Source organism: Kribbella caucasensis, from assembly GCF_004361855.1.
In the GTDB taxonomy this organism is placed as follows: Bacteria; Actinomycetota; Actinomycetes; order Propionibacteriales; family Kribbellaceae; genus Kribbella; species Kribbella caucasensis.
Genome location: NZ_SNWQ01000001.1, coordinates 736,721 through 756,713, shown reverse-complemented (window position 1 = coordinate 756,713; position 19,993 = coordinate 736,721). Strand labels below are relative to the sequence as shown.

Genomic DNA, 19,993 nt, shown 5'->3' with positions numbered 1-19,993 from the left:
AGGAATCCTTGCAGCTGGGAAGGCAGAGCAATGACATCGCAGGCACGTCTCGTCGGCGGGCGCTACGAAGAGGGCGAACCGCTGGGCCGAGGAGGGATGGCCGACGTCCGCAGGGGTGTCGACAACCGGCTCGGGCGAGCGGTCGCGATCAAGCGACTCCGCGTCGACCTGGCCAGCGACGCAACCTTCCAGGCGCGGTTCCGGCGCGAAGCCCAGTCGGCGGCGTCGCTGAACCACCCGACCATCGTGTCCGTCTACGACACCGGTGAGGAACCCGACCCGAACGGCTCCGGCATCACCATTCCGTACATCGTGATGGAGCTGGTGACCGGCAAGACGCTGCGTGACCTGATCCGCGAGGGCCGAAAGATCATGCCGGAGCGGGCGCTGGAGATCACCTCCGGCGTGCTCGAGGCGCTCGACTACAGCCACCGGGCCGGCATCGTCCACCGCGACATCAAGCCCGGCAACGTGATGCTGACCCCACAGGGCCAGGTCAAGGTGATGGACTTCGGGATCGCCCGGGCGGTCGCGGACACCTCCTCCACGATGACCCAGACCGCGGCCGTGATCGGCACCGCGCAGTACCTGTCGCCGGAGCAGGCCCGCGGTGAGACCGTCGACGCCCGGTCCGACCTGTACTCGACCGGCTGCCTGCTGTACGAACTGCTCGTCGGCCGGCCGCCGTTCGTCGGCGAGTCGCCGGTCTCGGTGGCCTATCAGCACGTCCGGGAGCAGCCGGCGCCGCCTTCCTCGTTCGACCCGGACATCCCGCCCGAGGTCGACGCGGTCGTCCTGAAGGCGCTGGCGAAGAGCCGCGAGGAGCGATACCAGAGCGCTTCCGAGATGCGGCAGGACATCCACCGGGTGCTGTCCGGGCAGCAGGTGACCGCGCCGATGGCAGTGGTCGGCGAGACCCGCGCGATGGCGCCGACCGCGGCCGCCCCGATGGCAGCCACCCAGGCGTACGGACAGCAGCCGCCGAACGACCTGCTCCCGCCCGACGACGGGATGGACGACGTCGAGGACGCCCGGGCCCGGCGCAACCGCGGGCTGGCCTACTTCCTGCTCGGCGTGGGGATCGTCGCCGTCGCGATCGGCGCCTACGCGCTGATCACCAACCTCGGCAACGGCAACGGTGGCGGTAGCAACCCGCCGGCCCAGGTCGCCGTTCCGGCCGTGACCGGCAAGACGCTGCCGGTGGCCACTCAACTGCTGACCGCGCAGGGTCTGAAGATCAGCCACACCGTGCAGGCAAGCAGCATCGCGAAGGGGCTGGTCGTCACCCAGAACCCGACGGCCGAGACGATGGTGGACAAGGACACCACGGTCACGGTGGTGGTGTCCGGTGGGCCGAGCACCTTCCCGGTCCCGGATGTCATCGGCGACAGCGAGTCGGAGGCGCGGGACAAGCTCACGGGCGCGGCCGGGAAGTTCAAGGTCGCCGAGAAGTCCGAGGTGACCGACAGCGAGGAGCCGCAGGGCACCGTGCTGAAGGTCAGCCCGGACCCGGGCAGCCAGTACGCCGCCGGCACGGTGTTCACCCTGACCCTGTCCAGCGGGTCGGTGAAGGTGACCGTGCCGGACGTGACCAAGCAGATCCAGGACGACGCGACCAGCACCCTGAAGGGGCTCGGGCTGACCGTCGGCTACGAGCAGCAGGAGGACGCGACCGCGGTCGAGGGCACCGTGGTGAAGCAGAGCGTCGCGCCGAACTCCAAGGTGGCCAAGGGCACCAAGGTGATCCTGACCATCGCGGTCCGGCCGGAAACGCCGACCCCGACGGTGACGCCGACCGAGACACCCACCGAGACGCCCACCGAGACCCCGCCGACGATCGGCTTCCCGGGTGGCGGCGGAGAGTAACTCGCCTTCTGACAGCAAAGACCGCGGAACCCGTCGACGGGTTCCGCGGTCTTGTCGTTTCAGGTCAGCTGACGACCGGGGCCATGCCTTCCGAGCGGGCGACCGCGTCCGGGTCACCGCAGACGGCGAGCCAGTTCGCGAGCATCCGGTGACCGCCCTCGGTGAGTACCGACTCGGGGTGGAACTGGACGCCCTCGACCGGGAGATCCCGGTGCCGCGCGGCCATGATCACGCCGGCCTCGGTCCGGGCGGTCACTTGCAGCTCAGCCGGCACGGAGTCCTGAGCGATCGCGAGCGAGTGGTACCGGGTCGCGGTGAACGGCGACGGCAGTCCGGCGAGCACACCGGCACCCTCATGGAAGACCTGGCTCGTCTTGCCGTGCAGCAACTCGTCCGCCCGGCCGACCACCCCGCCGTACGCGACGCCGATCGCCTGTAGACCCAGGCAGACACCGAAGATCGGCACCTCGCCACCCTTGCGCCGGACGATCTCCACGCACGCCCCGGCCTCCTCAGGCGTCCCCGGCCCGGGCGACAACAGCACCCCGTCGTACTCCGTGACGTCGTCGGGCGTGACCTCGTCGTTGCGCAGCACTGTGGTGTCGGCCCGCAACTGCTGCAGGTACTGCACCAGGTTGTAGACGAAGGAGTCGTAGTTGTCGACGACCAGGATCCGCGGCATGCGGCCCATTCTTGCAAACGGCGCTAACGGCCGCTGGTGGACGGGCTGACCGACGGGGTCCGCTCGAAGCCAGGGACGGTGGCGCTCTGTAGATCCAGGGTGCCCTCGTACGCCGGCATGGCGATCGCGGTCTCGTTCTTCACCTCGTAGCCGAGCTGGAACTTCACCACGTAGTCCTGCAGGTTCTCGATGTACTGCGAGTCGTCGAGCGCCTGCTGGAGCTTGCGCCGGTCCCCGATCGCGGTGATCTTGTACGGCGGCAGATAGGGCACGCCATGCAGGACCACCGAGTTCCCGACGCACTTGATCCCGGTGGTGGAGATGACCCGGTGGTTCTGGATCGAGATGGCGTCCGCGCCGCCTTCCCAGAGCGCGTTCACCACGGCCTGGATGTCCTGCTGGTGGATCACCAGCCAGTCGGCGTCCACGTCCGGGTTGTCCCGGACCACCTCGGGCGGGGCGTCCTTGAGCGTCACGGTCAGGCCCGGACCGGTGACCGGCGTCGTACCGACCGCGACGGACAGGTCCTTCAGCTGCTTGGCCAACTTCGGCTCCATCGAGCCCTGCTGGGCCTGCAGCTTCTCGATGTCTCCGCTCAGCGCTGCGTGTTGCCGGGTCAGCGCGGCGCTGCGGCGGCTCTGTTCTTCGACCAGGCCCGCGAGCGTAGTGTTGCGACTAGGACGGAGATCGGTGCCCCGGGCGTTGGTGGCGCTGGTCGCGAAGAGCAGGCCGGCGCACAGCAGCGCCACCGGCGCACCCGCGCGCCAGAGCGACAAACGCCTCAGCCTGCTCACCCGTGTCAACTCCAATGGTTTCCGTCTGCACTACGCTAACCGAGGCCAGACCCGTCCGTGTGGCTGGCGCAGCCTCGCGAACCGAGGCGGCACCACTCACCTTAGTGTCCGCTACAAGGAGCCAAGCCGTGCCCGAGTCGAGCAGTCGTAACAAGAAGAAGTCGACCGCGGAGAAGCCGCAGAAGACTCCGAAGAAGCCCCGCACCACCAGCCGCCCGTGGGTGGCGCCGCTGATGCTCGGCTGCTGGTTGCTCGGGCTGGTCTGGCTGGTCGTCTTCTACGTGGCCGGTCAGGACATCCCGTTCATGAACGACCTGGGCAACTGGAACCTGCTGATCGGCATGGGCCTGATCGCCGTCGGCTTCGTCGTCTCCACCCAGTGGATCTGAGCCCGGGCCGCTGACTGCCGCGGCCCCGCACGCTGGTCTCGCGGACGTCAGCCGGTGATCGGGCGCACCGGGCCGAGGTCCGTGGCCAGCTTCCGTAGCGCGACCCCGAACGCCGCCCAGCTGGTCGGCGTCTCCGGGTTCCAGGCCAGCAGCTGACCGGCCTTCACGGCCGGCAGCCGGGCGAACGTCGGGTACTTCGCCAGGTCTTTGGAGAAAACCTGGGTCGACCGCGAGTCGTAGAGGATCACGTCGGCCGGGTAGCGGTCGGCCAGCTCCCACGAGACCGGCTCCCATTGCGGCTCCTTCGGGTCCGCCTTGGGCGTGAGCAGGCCCAGCCCGAGGTTCTTCAGCAGGGTCAGGTCCGAGAAAGCGGCCGGGTTGCCGAAGTACAGGCCGTCCGGTCCGCCGGACACGAACAGCACCTTCAGCCCCTTCTTCGTCGCGGCCAGTTCGGTCAGCGCCTTCGATGCCGCGGTGAACTCCGTCTTGGCAGCGACCACCGACTGAGCCTGCAGGTCGGCCCCGAGCGCCTGGGCGAGCTCGGCATACCGGTCGATCACCTTGTCGACGGACCGGTTCAGGTAGGTCACCCCGAGCGTCGGCGCGACCGCCTCGATCGCCGTGACCGACTCCTTCGGCACGTACCAGAGCTCGTTCGGCACCTGGATCGGCGCGACCAGCAGATCCGGTTGCAGGGCGGCGAACTTCTCCACCCCGAACTCGCCCCACTTCTCCGCCACCGAGGTGACCGTGGCCAGGTCGACCGAGCCGGCCAGTTGGTTCGGCGTACCGTCCGCGTTCTTGGTCTCGCCGAAGATGCCGACCGGGCGGACCCCGAGATCCCACAGCGCGGCCGCGGCCGACACCTGGGCGACCACCTTCGCGGGCGGGGCCGGCCGGGTCACCTTCAGGCCACGGTCGTCGGTGAACTCCCACGGCCCGCTCGAGGCGGCCGAGCCGGAGGCGGCCTGGTCCGCGGCGTCGGAACAGGCGGAGAGGACGGCGAGCACTCCGGTGGACGCGGCACCGAGCAACAGACTCCGCCGCGACGGGCGGGCAGACAGGACGGACACGGCAACTCCTGAGCGGGGCGAGAAATTAGGTAAGCCTTACCTTAAGCCCCTTGAGTACGCCGAGGTTATCCACACCCGTATCCCCAGCTGTGCACAGCTTTGGCGGGGGTTGTCCTCAGGTTGTCCCAGGCTTTTCCACACGATTCGGGTCAAGATCGCCGAAATCTGTGGATTGTTGAGGTTTGATCACCGGTTTGTCCACAGCTGGGGAAGACGGCTTCCGGCATCGACGGGCCCCGTGCACGGGCGTACGGTCGAAAGATCAGGGGCATTGGGCAACGAAGACTTGGGAGGGTCTCTCGATGTTCGTTCAGGTCATTCAGGCACATGCGCAAGACGCCGAGCAGATCCATGCCGCGTTCGACCGGTGGGCGGAGGAGCTCGCACCGAACGCGACCGGCTGGCTGGGGACGACGGCAGGCGTCACGGACGACGGGGAATTCGTCGCACTTGCCCGGTTCGAGTCCGCCGAGGCCGCGCGGCAGAACAGCGACCGACAGGCTCAGGACCAGTGGTGGCGCGAAGTCTCGGGGCTGTTCACCAATGAGGCCACCTTCCACGACACCGAGGACGTGGACCTCGACCTCCAGGGCGATCCGGACACGGCCGGCTTCGTCCAGGTGATGCAGGGCCACGGCACCGATCCGGACCGCGCCCGCGAGCTGATGAAGCAGGACGCGGACAAGTGGGCCGAGTTCCGGCCGGACGTCATCGGCAGCGAGGTCGCGTCGTACGACGACGGCGACTACACGATGGCGATGTACTTCACCTCCGAGGAAGAAGCCCGGATCGGCGAGAAGAAGGAGCCGCCACCGGAGCTACAGGCCCAGATGGAGGAGATGAACAAGCTGTCGGCCGGCCCGCCCACGTTCTTCGACCTCAAGCACCCTTGGCTGTACTCGCCCCGCTGATCGCGTCGCGCAGCGGGCCGAAGTCCGCCGGGAACTCGTGCCCGAGGCCGGGCAGCTTCACGATCGTCAGCCCGAACGCTTCGAGCTGCCCGGTCGCTTCGTCCACGACCTCGACCAGTTCGTCATCCGTTCCGATCAGAACCACTGCCGGAGACAGTGCCGAGTGCGCAGTCTCCGGCAGTTCCCTGAGCGCAGGCCCAAGGACGACCACGCCCGCCACGGGAACCGGCTGACCCGTCAGCGCCCAGTCGAGCGCGGCCCGGCCACCAGCCGAGAAGCCGGCCGCGATCATCGGCAGGCCGCGCAGCTCCGCCGGCAGGTACTCCAGCGCGGCCGCGATGTCCTCGGCCGCCTTCGCCCGATCCGGCCAGGTCCGGTACATCGGTGACATCAGCTGCGACGACTCGACACACACCAGCGCGGCACCGTCCTCGAGCACCCCGGCCCACTCCCGAGCCGCATGCCCAGCCCGCAGCCCCGCTCCATGCAACGCCACCACAACCCGTACTACGGGACGCCCGGCCGCGGGCAGCTCGATCAGCGGTGCGACCGGATCGGACTTGCGGCGCTCACGCGACGTCCGGACGATCTCCCGGAACGCCGGCAGGTCCTGCAGGGCGGCTAGATCGTCGTCCTCGGTCAGGATCTGTTCGTGCCACCAGCCGCCCGCATCGCTCGCGGTGACGAGCACCTGAAGAGCGTCGTCGGTCCGGCCCAGCGTGCCGAGCAGGCAGGCGCGGAGATGGGCGAGCTCGGCCGACCAGGGCTCGAGTTCGGCACCCAGCTCGGTCTCGACGGAGTCCATCAACTGGAGCGCCGTCGCCGACTGACCCTGCTCGTAGAGCGCGGCGGCGTCGTCGATCAGCCGGTCGTAGCTGGCCTCGGCGGTATCCACGAGCCGATCATTTCAGGCTCCGGAGCAACTCGTCGGCCATATATGTAGACATGTACGTACCCCATACGTATAGTTCTACGTAGGAGGAGAGAGAACATGCCGAACAAGACGATCTACGTGTCCGATGACGACCTGGCCCTCTACAAGCGGGCCCAGGAGATCGCGGGCAACCTGTCGTCCGCGATCTCGATCGCGCTCCGGCGCTGGGTCGAGATGGAAGAAGGCCGGCTCGAGGGGTACGACGAGATCACCGTGCGGGTGGGCCGGGGGACCGGCCGCAAGCAGCGGTTCTCCGGCGTACTGCTCGCCGAGGGCGGCCGATCCAGCAAGAACGGGTACGAGGCCTTCAAGATCTACCGCAGCCGCACCGGGAAGTTCGTCCTGCACGCGGACCGCCGCAACCAGTACATCCAGGGCGCCAGCGACGAGGAGTACCTCACCGGCTGGCGCAGCTGGATCGGCAACTGGAGCTCGGACCAGTCCTGGAGCATGGCGCAAGGCGAGTCGACGCTGACCGTGGTCGACACCATCGAGGAACTACGGGATCAGATCCCCGAGGACCTCTACGCCCTGGTCGAGGACGCCGCGAGCGGGCCCGCGGTGGAGGACCTGGACATCTGACCGACTGACCACCAGCAACTGAACAGCACCATCCCGACCGGCGGCTGACGGCAACCGCGCCGCCCGGCTGGTCGAGCACGCTCTCCTCCCGGCACCCACACACCCCAGGCCGGCGGAAGCCTGCCCGGAACACGACCACCCACACCACGGCCGGCGCGAGCCTGCCCGAAAACAAGCGAGGAACCATGTCAGCAGCGATCGAGGTCCGGGGACTGCGGAAGTCCTACGGCGACAAACTCGTGCTCGACGGCATCGACCTGACCGTTGCCAAAGGCACCATCTTTTCCCTGCTCGGCCCGAACGGCGCGGGCAAGACCACAGTCGTGCAGATCCTGTCCACCCTGATCACCGCCGACGCCGGCGAGATCCGGGTGGCCGGCCACGACCTGCACCAGGACCCGGAGGCGGTCCGCGCCGCGATCGGCGTCACCGGCCAGTTCTCCGCGGTCGACGGCCTGCTCACCGGCCGGGAGAACCTGATCATGATGGCCGACCTGTACCACCTTGGTCGCGCCGAGGGCCGGCGCCGGGCGGACGAGCTGCTCGAGCGGTTCGACCTGGTCGAGGCCGGCAAGAACGTGGCGATGACGTACTCCGGCGGGATGAAGCGCCGGCTCGATCTGGCGATGACGCTGGTCGGCAACCCGCAGATCATCTTCCTGGACGAGCCCACCACCGGTCTCGACCCGCGCAGCCGGCACAGCATGTGGCAGCTGATTCGGGAACTGGTCGCCGGTGGCGTCACGGTCCTGCTGACCACGCAGTACCTGGAGGAGGCGGACCAGCTCGCCGACCAGATCGCCGTACTGGACCACGGCAAGTTGGTTGCCCAGGGCACCCCGGAGCAGCTGAAGCGGCTGGCTCCAGGTGGGCACATCCGGCTTCGGTTCACCGCACCAGAAGAGTTCGCGCTGGCCAGCCAGGTGTTGCCGTCCGCGTCCAGGGACGAGGAGTCGCTGGTCCTCCTGGTGCCGAGCGACGGCAGCGTGCACACCCTGCGCGCCCTGCTGGCCCGGATCGACGATGCCTCCCTCGAGGTGGACGAGCTGACCATCTACACCCCCGACCTCGATGACGTGTTCTTCGCCGTCACGGGTCAGCCGACCGCCAACGACAACGAGAAAGTGACGAGCAAATGAGCACCCCAATGGCTAACACCGCCTACCCGATGGCCGACACCGCCACCATGCTGCGCCGCAACCTGCGGCACGCCCTGCGCTATCCCGGGCTGTCGCTCGGCGCCCTCGGGATGCCGGTGATCATGATGCTGCTGTTCGGCCTGATCTTCGGCGACACCTTCTCGGCCGGTCTCGGTGGCGGGGAGGGCTTCGACTACATCGACTTCCTCACCCCGGGCATCCTGCTGATGTCCATCGCGTCCGGCACGATGTCCCCCGCGGTCGGCGCCGCCATGGACATGAGCGAGGGCATCGTCGCCAGGTTCCGGACGATGGCGATCTTCCGGCCGGCTGTGCTGACCGGGCACGTGCTGGGCAACGTGATCCTGACAATCGCCAGCCTGGCGCTGGTGATCGGGTTCGCCGTCCTGATCGGGTTCCGCCCGAACGCGACTTTCGGGGAGTGGGTTCTGGCGGCCGGGTTGATGGTCGCGGTGACCGTCGCGCTGACCTGGTTCGCGATCGCGCTCGGCCTGACCAGCAAGACCGCGGAGGGGGCGAGCAACATCGTCCTGCCGATCAGCCTGCTGCTGCCCTTCCTGAGCAACACGTTCATCCCGCTGGAGTCGATGCCGAGTGGCATCCGCTGGTTCGCCGAGTACCAGCCGTTCACCGCGATCATCGACACCCTGCGACACCTGCTGCTGGGAGCGCCGATGGACGGCGGCACTGGCTGGCTCGCCCTCGCCTGGTGCGTCGCCATCGCGCTGGTCGGCTACTTCTGGGCCCAGAAGAGCTACAACAAGGGCACGGCGGCCTGAAGTTCCAGGTCAGCTGGGAGCGCCCAGCAGGTTCGCCCTGGTCCGGACATGGGCCGGGACCAGTAAATCTGAATCAGGATTGGTGACCGGTTCGCCGGCCACGACGCGGAGCGGGATCACGCCGGCCCAGTAGGGCAGGCCGAGATCCTGCTCTTCGTCGTTGGCCGCCCCGTCCCGGGTCTTGACCGAGGCCTCCGTGAGCGGCAACGCCAGTACCGACGTCTTGGCCAGCTCCTTCCGGCTCGGCGGCCGGGTCGCGGTGGACCGGCCGGGTACCAGGTGGTCGACGATCCGGTTCAGCCCGTGCAGCTTCTCGTCCGGGTCGGCCACCAGCCGCGGTACGCCGAAGATCACGGCCGACCTGTAGTTCACCGAGTGGTGGAACGCGGATCGGGCCAGGACCAGCCCGTCCGTGTGCGTCACCGTCACGCAGATGGTCTGCTCCGGCGCCGCCACCACACTTCGCGCCGCGACCGAGCCGTGCAGGTAGATGACCCCGTCCGGCCCCTGGTCGAGATCCAGCCCGTACGCCGTGGGCAGGACCACCGGGTCGCCGTTGAGGATCACACCGAGGTGGCAGAACATGCCGGCCCGCAGTACGTCGTACAGGACCTCGCGGTCGGTCGCGGCGCGTTCCTTGGAGCGGCGCAGCGTGGTCCGGTCGGTCGGCTGCAGGGGGGTGGTCGTGGTGATGGTCACGATGTCGAGCCTGGCAGCGTAATGGCATGCTGGCACGGTCCATTCCCGATCGAATCAGGTAGTCCACTTGCAGACGTCGTTACCGCTGACCCTCGACCGGTCCGCTCGGGTGCCCCTGCATCTGCAGCTGGCCGAGCAGTTCCGTGCGGCGGTCCGCGACGGGCGGCTGCAGGCAGGACACCGGTTGCCGTCGACCCGCGAGCTCGCCAAGGAGCTGGCGGTTTCGCGTTCGGTCGCACAGGCGGCGTACGACCAACTGCACGCCGAGGGCTGGATCGCGGGACGGACGGGATCGGGCACCTACGTGGCGGACGTCGTACCGCTGCCTCCCGCCCCACGCCAACGAGCACGACCGGCCGAGGACACCAGGCCCGCGTTGTTGACCCTCCGGCCCGGCATTCCCTATATCCACCCGCAAGTGGATCCGGGTTGGCGGCGAGCGTGGCGTGAGGTATCGGCGCAGGCCCCACCGCGCGGTTACGAGGATCCGGCCGGGCTCGCGGAACTCCGGTCCGCGCTGGCCGAGCACATCGGCCGCGTCCGCGGTATCGCGTGCGGCCCGGAGAACCTGCTGATCACCAACGGCACCGTCCACGGTCTGCGCCTCTTGCTGACCGCGAACTCCCGCCCTGGCGAACGGATCGCGATCGAGGACCCGGGCTACCTCAACGCCGTGACCGCCGCCCAGGACCACGGGCTCGAGGTCGTCGACGTCCCGGTCGACGCCGACGGCCTCCGGGTGTCCACGCTCGGCGACGACCTGTCGGCGGTCTACGTCACGCCGTCCCACCAGTACCCGCTCGGCGGCCGGCTCCCTGTTGCCCGACGCAACGAACTCGTCCGCTGGGCGCGCCGGACCGGGGCCACCCTGATCGAGGACGACTACGACAGCGAGTTCCGGTACGACGTGGCGCCGCTGCCCGCGCTGGCCCAGCTCGACCTCGACCGGGTGGTCCACCTCGGCACCCTCTCGAAGATGCTCAGCCCCGCCCTCCGCCTCGGCTGGCTGGTCGCGGCGGCCCCCGTCATCGACCGGCTGACCGCACTCCGGGAGGCCTCGGCCGACTGGCCCGCCTGGCCGATGCAGGCCGCTCTCCTAGCCATGCTCCGCGACGGCTACCTCGACCAGGTCGTCCGCCGCTCCCGCCGCCTGTACGCCGACCGCCGCAACCACACCTGCACCGTCCTATCGCCCTACGGCCAGATCATCGGCCAGGACGCCGGCCTCCACATCACCCTCCTGCTCCCCGACCACGTCGACGACCGAGCCGTCGCCGCCCAAGCCCGCGCCGCCGGCGTCGCCATCGCCCCCCTCTCCGACTACCGCCGCAGCATCCCCGGCCCACCAGGCCTGGTCATCGGCTACGCAACCCCCACCACCCCCGACTTCCACAAAGCCCTAAAAATCCTCACCCGGGTCCTGAGGACCTAGGCCGGGGGACTAGGCAGGCTTCGGTTCCCGGAACTGGTCGAGGTCGAGCTCGACCTCCATGCCGTTGAGCAGCACCACGATCCGCGGCTGCTGCGCGCCCGTGGCGTGCAGGTAGGACGCCAACGTCGAAAGCAACATGTCACTGCGGTGTTCGAGGCGGGAGACCACCGCTTGACCGACGCCGAGCCGCTCAGCGACCTCTACCTGTGTGAGATCGCCGGCGCGGCGGATCATCGCCAGGTTCTCGGCGTAGATCCGGTCCATCTCACGCGCCTCGGCCTCGACCTCGGCTACCCCGGCCGCGATCTCCGGCTTGGCCAGCAGCCGGTTGAGACGGTCGTTGCCACGGACAAAGGTCGGACCACTGTCGTCCACGCTCATGGCTGCCTCCTCATCGCTTCCCGCTTCCACTGATCGATCAGTCCGTCGGCTCGCCCGGCCACGGAGTTGTAGAACACGTCTCCGATCCGCGCCTTGTCACCCGCGAAGAGCGCGACGACGACCGTGTCGGAGTCTGGCGGGAACCAGCAGATGAGTCGCACCGCCACACCCGCCCGATATGGATGCGATACCCGCCAGAGCGGATGCCGCCCGGATTGCCGAACCCATCGAAGTGTCGCGGTCTCCGTGTCACGGCTCGGCGCTTCACTGAGATCCTGAAGGTGTTTGAGGGCGGCCGTGACCAGGATCAGCACCTGTTTCGCCTGCGAGTCTCCCTTCTCCGCTCGATCCTCCAGGGCATCGAGCCATCGGTCGAAATCTGCCGGCCAGTCGATCTGCACCAGCGAACTATGTCACTCAGATCATATGACTCCTAAATCATATCCACAGGTTTGCTGCTTCGACAACGATCACGGGTTGGCCGGGTTGTTGCGAAGGGGTGGTTGGACGTTGGGGGTGTCGGCGGACCAGGTTAGTTGGGAGAGCCACATGGTTCGGCCGGGTGGGTCGATGCCTACTAGGGCGGGGTCCCAGGCGTGGTAGATGAACCAATCGGTGTTGTCCTTGTGGAGGACCATGTTGTGGCCGGGGCCGGCGGCGTCGTTCGAGCTCACCAGGATCGGGTCGCCGGATTTGGTGCAGGGGCCGGCGGGGGTGGTGCAGAGGGCGTGGCCGACGGCGTAGGTGTCCTTGTCGTAGGCGTTGGCGGAGTAGAAGAGGTGGAACTTGCCGGCGCGTTCGATCAGGTAGGGCGCCTCGACCAGGTTGCCCTCCCACGGCAGGGTTTGCTTGATCAGGCGGGTGGGCTCGCCGGTCAGGGTGAGGCCGTCCGGGGACAGCCGGGAAGCGTAGATCCAGGTGTCGACGCCGATCGCGTTGCCGTCGTTCTTCCAGTAGAGCCAGCGTTGGCCGGTCGAGTCCTGGAACGGGCTGGCGTCGATCGAACCGCCCTCATCCGCCTGACAGATCAGGGGTTTGCTCGATTTGTCGACATAGGGACCTTCTGGTTTCGAGGCCACGGCGACGCCGACGCACTGCCGCCCCGACTCGTCGTCCGAGGTCGTGTAGTACATGACGTACCGATCAGGCGCCTGTACTGCGACCTCGGGTGCCCACACCTTTCCCGGCGAGGTCCAGGCGGGCAAGGTCGGCAACGCGTCGCCGACCTGTTCCCATGAGATCAGATCCGCGGACTTCAGGGTCTGGACGTTGCCGAGCGGGCCGTTCGTCGCGAACGCGTAGTACCCGTCGCCGACCGCGATCACGTGCGGATCGGCGAAGTTGTTGTCGTACACGGGATTGGTGAAGCCCATGGTCTCCTCTTCCGGAACACCAGCGGGGTCGCCACCGCCGCACCCGGCCGAAACCAGGAACAGCAGCAGCAACCCCAGCCGACGCAGCATCACTTGCTTTCATAGAACCGCAGGTAGTCGAAGGTCGCGACCGGCGCCGGGCTCGCCCCCGTGAAGTCACCGTGCGCGTAGATCCCGACTCGGGGCGCTTCTCCGGCAGGCAGCACCCACGACGCACCCCACGTCCACTTCTTGCCGTCGACACTCGTCCCTGCACGGTAGACGTGCTCGCCCGCCGCGTTCCGCTGGTACGCGAGCCGCATCCACAGGTCCGGAGCCGACCGTCCGATCGCGGCGCCGCCGTAACTGGTCGCACCGTCGGACGGCCGCGCGACCAGTTCACGACCGTACTCCGTCTGCCGGGTGCGCCAGATCGCGACGTTCCCCAGCCGGGCGAAGTCGTCGTCGTTGCGGTACGCGATCATCCCGGCCTGCTGGTAGTTCCGGATGTCGCCCTCGCCGAGTTCGAGGTGCAGTTTCGTCTCGGCGATCCAGCGCTCGCCGGCCGGTACCTGGTGGAACAGCAGACCGGCGTTGTTCCCGGAGCCGACCAGGTCGGTGTTCTGCAACGGCCATGACAACTTGCCATCGGCAACAACAGCCTTCGCATCCGGCCGCACCCAGGACCAACCGGACCCGAGCCCGGCATCGAATTCATCGCCTGCCAGCACCTTGCCCGGCTGCGGTACCGCAGCCGCCCGGCGTACCGGATCGGCAACGGCTCGTACGGTCAGGTTGTCCAACTCGGCCGTTCCCAGCCAGCGAACTGGTGCCGCCTTCAGCTTGAGCCCTGGTACGACGAGTCGGGCCTCCGCGTAGAGGTCACCGAGCCCGGCGTCACTCAGCCGCGCGGTCACCGTGTTCCCGACGACCTGCACGCTGAGCTTGTTCCACTGGGAGCGGTCGAAGTCGGCAGGGAGCGAGGCCGATGCGGTACGGCCGTCGGCGGACACGGTCACGCGGCTGCCGGAAACTGTCGCGACCACCGACCCGCCGAGGACCGTGGTGAAGGAGCTTCCCAAACGCACATCAGCATCCACCCGGACCGAACCACCCGGCGCGGACTGCCGAGTTGAGGCAACACCTCGGACAACCGCAGTCGGGCCACCAAGCGAGTCACCAGCTTGCCTGGTCGCACCCGACAACCCACCGGCCGGATCGGTCGAGTCGATGCCTGCACCTGAACCCGTCGCCGGAGCGGGCTGCGGCGTATCAGACGGACCGAGTCCCGCCCGGGTCCGTGGCCAGCCGTCGATCCAGTCGATCCGGTCGATCAGCATCGGCCGCCGGTTGATGCCGAACGGGTCGGTCAGCCAGGGCGTCCCTCGGTCGATCGCGTGGTAGACGATGTGGTCCTGGCCGGCCGCGTCGGTGAGGAACGCGTGGTGGCCCGGGCCGATCCACTTGTTGCCGTTCTGCGTGATCACCGTGGTACCGCCGACGCGGGATTCGTTCAGCGAAGCGCCGTCGGCGTCGAGGAACGGGCCCTTCGGCGACTTCGAGCGGCCCGCGAAGACGGAGTACCCGGCCGTCGGGCCGGCGCAGCAGTTCATCGACGAGCCCATCAGGTAGTACCAGCCGTCGCGGTAGACGGCGTACGCGCCCTCGTACCGGTCGCCGATGGTCACCTGGGTGGGGGAGCCGACGGCGTGCAGCCCGTCGGCGGACAGCTCGGTGACCGAGATGCCGCCGTAGAAACCGCCGTAGTACAGGTAGCGCTTGCCGTCGGCGGCGGTCAGCATCGCCGGGTCGATCGTGCCGAAGTAGCCGCCGTTGCCGTCCGGTTTGGGGGTGACGACGGGCGCGTCGGTTGCGGTCCACGGACCGGCCGGTGCCGGCGCGGTGGCCACGCCGATCGCGGGATCGCCGCCGGGGTTCGCGGCCGTGTCGGTGACGGTGAAGTACATGACGTACCGGCCGCCGAGGTACCGGATGTCAGGGGCCCAGAAGAAGGAGCCGGGCGCGGCCCACGACGGTTTGGTGCTGTCGTTGAAGACGGTGCCCAGGTACTCCCAGGAACCGAAGTCCTTGGTCCTGGCGATGTGCATGAGGCCGAACGGGCCTCCCGCAACAAGTGGGTCTGACGTCGCGTACGCGTACCAGTAGCCGTCCCGGCCCTGGATGACGGACGGATCGGCGAACGTGTCGGCGAAGCTCGAGGAGATGTCGTTCTGGGTGGTGATCGGCGCGGGGGCCGCGACGGCGGCCGTAGTACCGGCGGTTATTGCGGCCACGGCGAGCGCGGCGGCAAGGAATCTTCGAGGCACTGGCGGTTCCTCTCGGCAGGGGATTGATCAGCCTTTGATGCCGCTGTTGGCGACACCTTCGATCACATAGCGCTGGACGAAGACGTAGAGGATGAGCACTGGCACGGCGGCCACGGTCGCACCCGCCATGATCACCGGGTAGTCCGTGGTGTAGGCACCCTGCAGCAGGGAGAGACCGGCCGGGAGCGTGAGCCGCTCCGGGCTGAACAACACGAAGAGCGGCCAGACGAAGTCGTTCCAGTTCGACAGGAAAGACAGCACCGTCAGAGTGGCCAGCGCCGGTTTGGCGTTCGGCAGGATGATCCTGGTGAAGATCGTCCAGGCGCTCGCGCCGTCGATCAGCGCGACCTCCTCGAGCTCCTTCGGGATGGCCAGGAAGAACTGCCGCATGAAGAAGACACCGAACGCTCCGGCCGCGCCGGGGACGACCAGCGCCCACAACGTGTCCAGCCAGCTGAGCTGGTCCATCAGCAGGTAGTTCGGCATCAGGAACACGAAACCCGGAACGAACAGGGTCAGCAGGATCACGCTGAAGATGGCGTTCTTGAACCGGAAACTCATCCGGGCCAGGGCGTAGCCGGCCATCGACGACACCACGACCACCAGCAGCGCGTGCAGCCCGGCCGCGGCGAAGCTGTTCAGCGCCCAGCGCAGGACCGGGTTCTGGCCACCGGTGGTGAGGATCTCGCCGTAGGCGCGGCCGGTCGGGTCCTGCGGGATCAGCGTCGGCGGGTCGGACTGTGACTCACCGACAGTCTTGAAGGACGTGATCAGCATCCACAGCAACGGGACGATCACCAGCAGGGTGAGGAGCACCACCATCACCCAGAACGCGGCAGACGGTCGGCGCCTCATGACTTACGCTCCCTCATCAGGGCGAACGTGATCAGTGCGACGATCGCCAGGCAGAGCGCCAGCAGGTAGCTCATCGCCGCGGCCTGACCCATCCGGAACTGGCTGAAGCCGGTGTCGGTGATCACCATCAACGCCGTCGTGGTCGTGTCCCCCGGTGCGCCCTGTGTGACCAGCAGCGCCTGACCGAACATGTTCGCGCTGGCCAGCAGCGTGATGATGACGATGAAGACCGAGACCGGCCGCAGCCCGGGCAGGGTGACGTTGCGGAACTTCTGCCAGCTGCCCGCGCCGTCGAGCTCGGCCGCCTCGTACTGCTCGGCCGGGATGTCCTGCAGCCCGGCGAGGTAGATGATCGCGTTGAAGCCGGCCGTCCACCACACGGTCACCCCGACCAGGGACACCCAGGCCCACGGCTGATCGTTGGTCCAGCCGATCTCGGGCAGACCGAACAGCTCGAGGAAGGCGTTCAGGATGCCGAAGTTGGTGTCGAGGATGTAGCGGAACATCAGGCCGATCACCGCGACACCAAGCACGAACGGCGCGAAGTACACGGCCCGGAAGAAGGTCCGGCCGGGGAACTCCCGGTTCAGCAACACGGCCAGCCCGAGCGGCACCGCCACCAGGAACGGCACCGACGCGATCGTGAAGATCCCGGTCGCCCGCATACCGTGCCAGAACGGCTCGGCCGTCGCGGACAGCGGGTCGAACAGGTCCTTGTAGTTCTGCAGCCCGACCCAGGGTTTGCCCGGTAGCTGGAAGTCCCAGTCGTGCAGGCTCATCCAGATTCCGAAGATCGCCGGGCCGATCACAAACACCAGGAACAGCAGCAGGTACGGCGCGAGGAACAGGTACGGGGTCGCAGCGCCGTACCCGCGGACCGCGGTGGAAGCGCGGGCGCGACGCTTCCGGATCACGCCCGCGCTGGCCTGGACCGCCATGGCTACGCGCCGTACTTCTTGCGGTTGGCCTCGAGGATCTTGTCCGCCCGTGCCGACGCGTCCGCGAGTGCCTTGGCCGGCTCGGTCTTCAGCAACACGGCTTCGTTGACTGCCTCGTTCAGCTCGTTCAGCGCGTCACCGATCCCCGGCACCGGCGGCGGGAAGTGCAGGTCGTCGATCTGGGTGGCCAGCGCGGCCTGCTCCGGCAGCGCCTGGAACTCGGCCGATTCGCGGACCTGCTTGCGGGCCGGGACCTGACCGCCCTTGGCCCACTCGAGCGACTTCTGGCTGATGTAGTTGACGAACACGCGGGCTGCGGTCGACTTGTTCTGGTCCGGGGTCTTCAGCTTCGGCAGGACGAACTGGTGCGAACCGGCCCAGGCGGCCTTGGTCCCGCCGATGTTCGGCAGCGGAGCCACGCCCCACTCCAGACCCTTCTTCTCCTTGAACGTGTTGATGTTCCAGATGCCGTTCCAGACGAAGGCGTTCTTGCCGTTCATCACCGCGATGTTGTCCGCGTCCTGGGCGACGTTCTTCGGGCTGTGTCCGTTCTTCACCAGGTCGACGAACCAACTCAGTCCCTTCACCCCCGGCTCCTCGTGCCAGGTCGCCTTCGACGAGTCGTCGTTGAAGAGGTTGCCACCGAACTGCCAAAGCAGCGCCTGCACGCTGAGCACACCCGTGAACGGGAAGGGCGTGGCCCAGTGGCCCTGGATGCCCTTGCCCTTCAGCGCGTCCAGCGCCGCGGCGTACTCGTCGGCGTTCGTCGGCGGCTTGGCCGGGTCCAGGCCCGCCTGGCTCATCAGCGTCTTGTTGTAGAAGAAGCCGAGCGGGTGGACGTCCAGTGGGATGCCATACCGCTTGCCGTTGTACTCGCCGGCCTTCCAGACGACGTCGGAGAAGTCCTCCTGCTTGAGCTCGAGCGCCTTGGCCACGTCGTCGAGCGGCTCGATCACGTTCCGCGCGGCGTTGGTGGCAAGCGAGTCGACGTGCATGATCGCGACCGCCGGACCACGCCCGCTGCTGACCGCGGTGGGCAGCTTGGTGTAGTAGTCGGCCCACTGCATCACAGTCATCTTGACCTTGATGTTCGCGTGCTCGGTGTTGAACTGGTCGACCAGCTTGCGCATGAACGGGCCGTCGCCGCCGGTGAAGCCGTTCCAGAAGTCGAGTTCGACGTTCGGTCCGTCGTAACCCTTCGCGCCGCCGTTGCCGGTGGCCGGGCCCGCGCCGGGCTTGCCGGCCGAGCCTTCGCCGCAACCAGCCAGGATGCCGGCCGCGCCGAGCGCGCCGATCCCGCCCAGTACGAGTCGCCGGTTGATGGTGTTCACCGTGTACCTCCAGGGGAGAGCCTGATCATGTGCCACGACGCCGGAGGCAACGTGGCGCGGCAGATGCCGTTGTCGATGCCGGTCCCGCCGACCGGCCGGGGGACGACCCGGTCGGGCTCGTCGGCGGTGTTCGCCGCGGCCCGGTCGTCGTCGTACAGACCGAGGTGCTCGGTCAGTTCCAGTGGTCCCAGCGCGCGCAGCGGGACCTCCAGCTCGATCTCGTCGGTCTCGCTCCGATTCACCACGAAGAGCGCCACCTCGCCGGTGCTCTCCTCGTACGTCGCGGTGCTCCACAACGCGGGGATCCGCCCGTACGCCGGGGTCTCCACATCGGGCCCGCTGATCTCGGTCCGCAGTACGGTCGAGCCGGCGTACTTCGCGGTCAACGCGAACGGGTGGAAGATCGTCTGCCGCCAGGCGCGGCCGCCGGGTTCGGTACGGATCGGGCTGATCACGTTGACCAACTGGGCCAGGCAGGCGATCTTCACCCGGTCGGCGTGCCGGAGCAGAGTGATCAGCAGGCTGCCGACCACGACCGCGTCGTCCACGGTGTAGGTGTCCTCGATCAGCGGGCTCACCTCGCGTACGTCGAGGCCGAGCTCGCCGGGGAAGTGCTGCTGGTACCAGACGTTCCACTCGTCGAACGACAAGGTGATCTCCTTGTCGCTGCGCTTCAGCGCCTTCACGTGGTCGGCGGTTGCGACCACCGACGCGATGAAGCGGTCCATCTCCTCGGCCGATCCGAGGAAGCTGGCCCGGTCGTCGCCCTTGAGCTCGAAGTACGCGTGCAGGCTGAGGTGGTCGACCAGGTCGTAGGTGCGCTCCAGGACCGTGCGTTCCCACTCGCCGAAGGTCGGCATGTGCGCGTTGCTTGAGCCGCAGACGACCAGTTCCAGGCCGGGGTCGACGCGGCGCATCGCGTTCGCGGTCTCCTCAGCAAGCCGGGCGTACTCGTCGGCGGTCTTGTGGCCGATCTGCCAGGGCCCGTCCATTTCGTTGCCGAGGCACCAGACGCGGATGTCGTGCGGTTCCTTGGCGCCGTTCGCGACCCGGCGATCGGGCAGCTCGGTCCCGGGTGGCAGGTTGCAGTAGGAGAGCAGCTCGACCGCTTCCTTGATCCCGCGGGTGCCCAGGTTGACGGCCCAGATCGGCTCGACCCCGGCCTGCTTCGACCAGGCGACGAACTCGTCGGTGCCGAACTGGTTCGGCTCGACCGCTCGCCAGGCCAGATCGAGCTTGCGCGGCCGGTCATCCTTCGGCCCGACACCGTCCTCCCAGTCGTAGTTCGAGACGAAGTTGCCGCCCGGATAGCGGACCGCGGTGACACCTAGCTCGCGGACCAGTTCCAGTACGTCGGTACGGAATCCGTCCGCGTCGGCGGCCGGATGGTCCGGCTCGTAGATGCCGGTGTAGACACAGCGGCCCATGTGCTCGACGAACGAGCCGAACAACCGCCGGTCCAGCGCCCCGACGGCGAACGCGGGATCGACCGCGAGACGTGCCACCTG

Annotated in this window: 20 protein-coding genes; 7 read left to right on the top strand and 13 right to left on the bottom strand. The window is 68.0% G+C overall.

Annotated elements, in window-relative coordinates; all coding sequences use genetic code 11:
- The first annotated feature begins 30 nt into the window (after positions 1-30).
- On the top strand, positions 31-1,866 hold the full coding sequence (gene pknB / locus EV643_RS03655) for a Stk1 family PASTA domain-containing Ser/Thr kinase (RefSeq protein ID WP_133798470.1): 1,836 nt from the start codon (positions 31-33) through the stop codon (positions 1,864-1,866).
- A 64-nt stretch (positions 1,867-1,930) separates the two neighbouring features.
- Here pknB and EV643_RS03650 read toward each other — a convergent pair whose 3' ends face one another.
- Both EV643_RS03650 and EV643_RS03645 read right to left on the bottom strand, forming a co-directional pair.
- Complete coding sequence (locus EV643_RS03650) at positions 1,931-2,548, bottom strand: aminodeoxychorismate/anthranilate synthase component II (RefSeq protein ID WP_133798469.1); 618 nt, start codon at positions 2,546-2,548, stop codon at positions 1,931-1,933.
- A gap of 23 nt (positions 2,549-2,571) precedes the next feature.
- The gene (locus EV643_RS03645) at positions 2,572-3,342 is read right to left on the bottom strand and encodes a DUF881 domain-containing protein (protein WP_133798468.1); all 771 of its coding nucleotides are present in this window, start codon (positions 3,340-3,342) and stop codon (positions 2,572-2,574) included.
- A gap of 128 nt (positions 3,343-3,470) precedes the next feature.
- Between EV643_RS03645 and EV643_RS03640 the strand changes: the two genes are divergently transcribed.
- Positions 3,471-3,731, top strand: coding sequence for a cell division protein CrgA (locus EV643_RS03640; protein WP_133798467.1), 261 nt, complete (start codon positions 3,471-3,473; stop codon positions 3,729-3,731).
- A gap of 47 nt (positions 3,732-3,778) precedes the next feature.
- Here EV643_RS03640 and EV643_RS03635 read toward each other — a convergent pair whose 3' ends face one another.
- Positions 3,779-4,804, bottom strand: a complete 1,026-nt coding sequence (locus tag EV643_RS03635; RefSeq protein ID WP_133798466.1) for an ABC transporter substrate-binding protein — start codon at positions 4,802-4,804, stop codon at positions 3,779-3,781.
- A 302-nt stretch (positions 4,805-5,106) separates the two neighbouring features.
- On the opposite strand from EV643_RS03635, the gene EV643_RS03630 reads away from it, so the two are divergent.
- Entirely contained in the window at positions 5,107-5,715 is a 609-nt protein-coding gene (locus EV643_RS03630; RefSeq protein ID WP_133798465.1) for a hypothetical protein, read from the top strand.
- Here EV643_RS03630 and EV643_RS03625 read toward each other — a convergent pair.
- Positions 5,684-6,610, bottom strand: a complete 927-nt coding sequence (locus tag EV643_RS03625; RefSeq protein ID WP_133798464.1) for an alpha/beta hydrolase — start codon at positions 6,608-6,610, stop codon at positions 5,684-5,686. The two genes, EV643_RS03630 and EV643_RS03625, sit on opposite strands and share 32 nt — an antisense overlap.
- Positions 6,611-6,706: 96 nt before the next feature.
- On the opposite strand from EV643_RS03625, the gene EV643_RS03620 reads away from it, so the two are divergent.
- From EV643_RS03620 to EV643_RS03610, 3 genes are all read left to right on the top strand, one after another.
- Entirely contained in the window at positions 6,707-7,231 is a 525-nt protein-coding gene (locus EV643_RS03620) for an EXLDI protein (protein ID WP_133798463.1), read from the top strand.
- Between the two features lie 185 nt (positions 7,232-7,416).
- Positions 7,417-8,370 (top strand): ATP-binding cassette domain-containing protein, encoded by a 954-nt coding sequence (locus EV643_RS03615; protein WP_133798462.1) that lies wholly within the window; start codon positions 7,417-7,419, stop codon positions 8,368-8,370.
- 8 nt (positions 8,371-8,378) lie between these two features.
- Entirely contained in the window at positions 8,379-9,170 is a 792-nt protein-coding gene (locus tag EV643_RS03610) for an ABC transporter permease (protein ID WP_133798461.1), read from the top strand.
- Positions 9,171-9,179: 9 nt separating this feature from the next.
- Here EV643_RS03610 and EV643_RS03605 read toward each other — a convergent pair whose 3' ends face one another.
- Positions 9,180-9,869, bottom strand: coding sequence for a pyridoxamine 5'-phosphate oxidase family protein (locus tag EV643_RS03605; RefSeq protein WP_238165330.1), 690 nt, complete (start codon positions 9,867-9,869; stop codon positions 9,180-9,182).
- Between the two features lie 67 nt (positions 9,870-9,936).
- Between EV643_RS03605 and pdxR the strand changes: the two genes are divergently transcribed.
- Positions 9,937-11,301: a MocR-like pyridoxine biosynthesis transcription factor PdxR gene (pdxR, locus tag EV643_RS03600; RefSeq protein WP_133798460.1), complete on the top strand. Its 1,365-nt coding sequence runs from the start codon at positions 9,937-9,939 to the stop codon at positions 11,299-11,301.
- A gap of 9 nt (positions 11,302-11,310) precedes the next feature.
- Here pdxR and EV643_RS03595 read toward each other — a convergent pair whose 3' ends face one another.
- The 8 genes from EV643_RS03595 to arfA form a co-directional block, all read right to left on the bottom strand.
- Complete coding sequence (locus EV643_RS03595) at positions 11,311-11,682, bottom strand: helix-turn-helix domain-containing protein (RefSeq protein WP_166665299.1); 372 nt, start codon at positions 11,680-11,682, stop codon at positions 11,311-11,313.
- Entirely contained in the window at positions 11,679-12,083 is a 405-nt protein-coding gene (locus tag EV643_RS03590; protein ID WP_133798459.1) for a hypothetical protein, read from the bottom strand. The genes EV643_RS03595 and EV643_RS03590 overlap by 4 nt, the downstream gene beginning before the upstream one ends.
- Positions 12,084-12,152: 69 nt before the next feature.
- Positions 12,153-13,145 (bottom strand): glycoside hydrolase family 43 protein, encoded by a 993-nt coding sequence (locus EV643_RS03585; RefSeq protein WP_133798458.1) that lies wholly within the window; start codon positions 13,143-13,145, stop codon positions 12,153-12,155.
- On the bottom strand, positions 13,145-15,361 hold the full coding sequence (locus EV643_RS03580; RefSeq protein ID WP_166665298.1) for a family 43 glycosylhydrolase: 2,217 nt from the start codon (positions 15,359-15,361) through the stop codon (positions 13,145-13,147). The genes EV643_RS03585 and EV643_RS03580 overlap by 1 nt, the downstream gene beginning before the upstream one ends.
- Positions 15,362-15,388: 27 nt before the next feature.
- The gene (locus EV643_RS03575) at positions 15,389-16,216 is read right to left on the bottom strand and encodes a carbohydrate ABC transporter permease (RefSeq protein ID WP_133798457.1); all 828 of its coding nucleotides are present in this window, start codon (positions 16,214-16,216) and stop codon (positions 15,389-15,391) included.
- Positions 16,213-17,154, bottom strand: coding sequence for a carbohydrate ABC transporter permease (locus EV643_RS03570; RefSeq protein ID WP_133798456.1), 942 nt, complete (start codon positions 17,152-17,154; stop codon positions 16,213-16,215). Before EV643_RS03570 ends, EV643_RS03575 begins: the two co-directional genes overlap by 4 nt.
- A gap of 2 nt (positions 17,155-17,156) precedes the next feature.
- Complete coding sequence (locus EV643_RS03565) at positions 17,157-18,485, bottom strand: ABC transporter substrate-binding protein (RefSeq protein WP_133798455.1); 1,329 nt, start codon at positions 18,483-18,485, stop codon at positions 17,157-17,159.
- Positions 18,482-19,990, bottom strand: coding sequence for an arabinosylfuranosidase ArfA (arfA, locus tag EV643_RS03560; RefSeq protein WP_133798454.1), 1,509 nt, complete (start codon positions 19,988-19,990; stop codon positions 18,482-18,484). Before arfA ends, EV643_RS03565 begins: the two co-directional genes overlap by 4 nt.
- Positions 19,991-19,993: the final 3 nt, after the last annotated feature.

Coding starts and splice junctions, on each gene's coding strand:
- pknB (WP_133798470.1), top strand. CDS start 31: ATGACATCGCAGGCACGTCTCGTCGGCGGGCGCTACGAAGAGGGCGAA.
- EV643_RS03650 (WP_133798469.1), bottom strand. CDS start 2,548: ATGCCGCGGATCCTGGTCGTCGACAACTACGACTCCTTCGTCTACAAC.
- EV643_RS03630 (WP_133798465.1), top strand. CDS start 5,107: ATGTTCGTTCAGGTCATTCAGGCACATGCGCAAGACGCCGAGCAGATC.
- EV643_RS03620 (WP_133798463.1), top strand. CDS start 6,707: ATGCCGAACAAGACGATCTACGTGTCCGATGACGACCTGGCCCTCTAC.
- EV643_RS03615 (WP_133798462.1), top strand. CDS start 7,417: ATGTCAGCAGCGATCGAGGTCCGGGGACTGCGGAAGTCCTACGGCGAC.
- EV643_RS03610 (WP_133798461.1), top strand. CDS start 8,379: ATGGCTAACACCGCCTACCCGATGGCCGACACCGCCACCATGCTGCGC.
- EV643_RS03595 (WP_166665299.1), bottom strand. CDS start 11,682: ATGAGCGTGGACGACAGTGGTCCGACCTTTGTCCGTGGCAACGACCGT.
- EV643_RS03585 (WP_133798458.1), bottom strand. CDS start 13,145: ATGCTGCGTCGGCTGGGGTTGCTGCTGCTGTTCCTGGTTTCGGCCGGG.
- EV643_RS03575 (WP_133798457.1), bottom strand. CDS start 16,216: ATGAGGCGCCGACCGTCTGCCGCGTTCTGGGTGATGGTGGTGCTCCTC.
- EV643_RS03570 (WP_133798456.1), bottom strand. CDS start 17,154: ATGGCGGTCCAGGCCAGCGCGGGCGTGATCCGGAAGCGTCGCGCCCGC.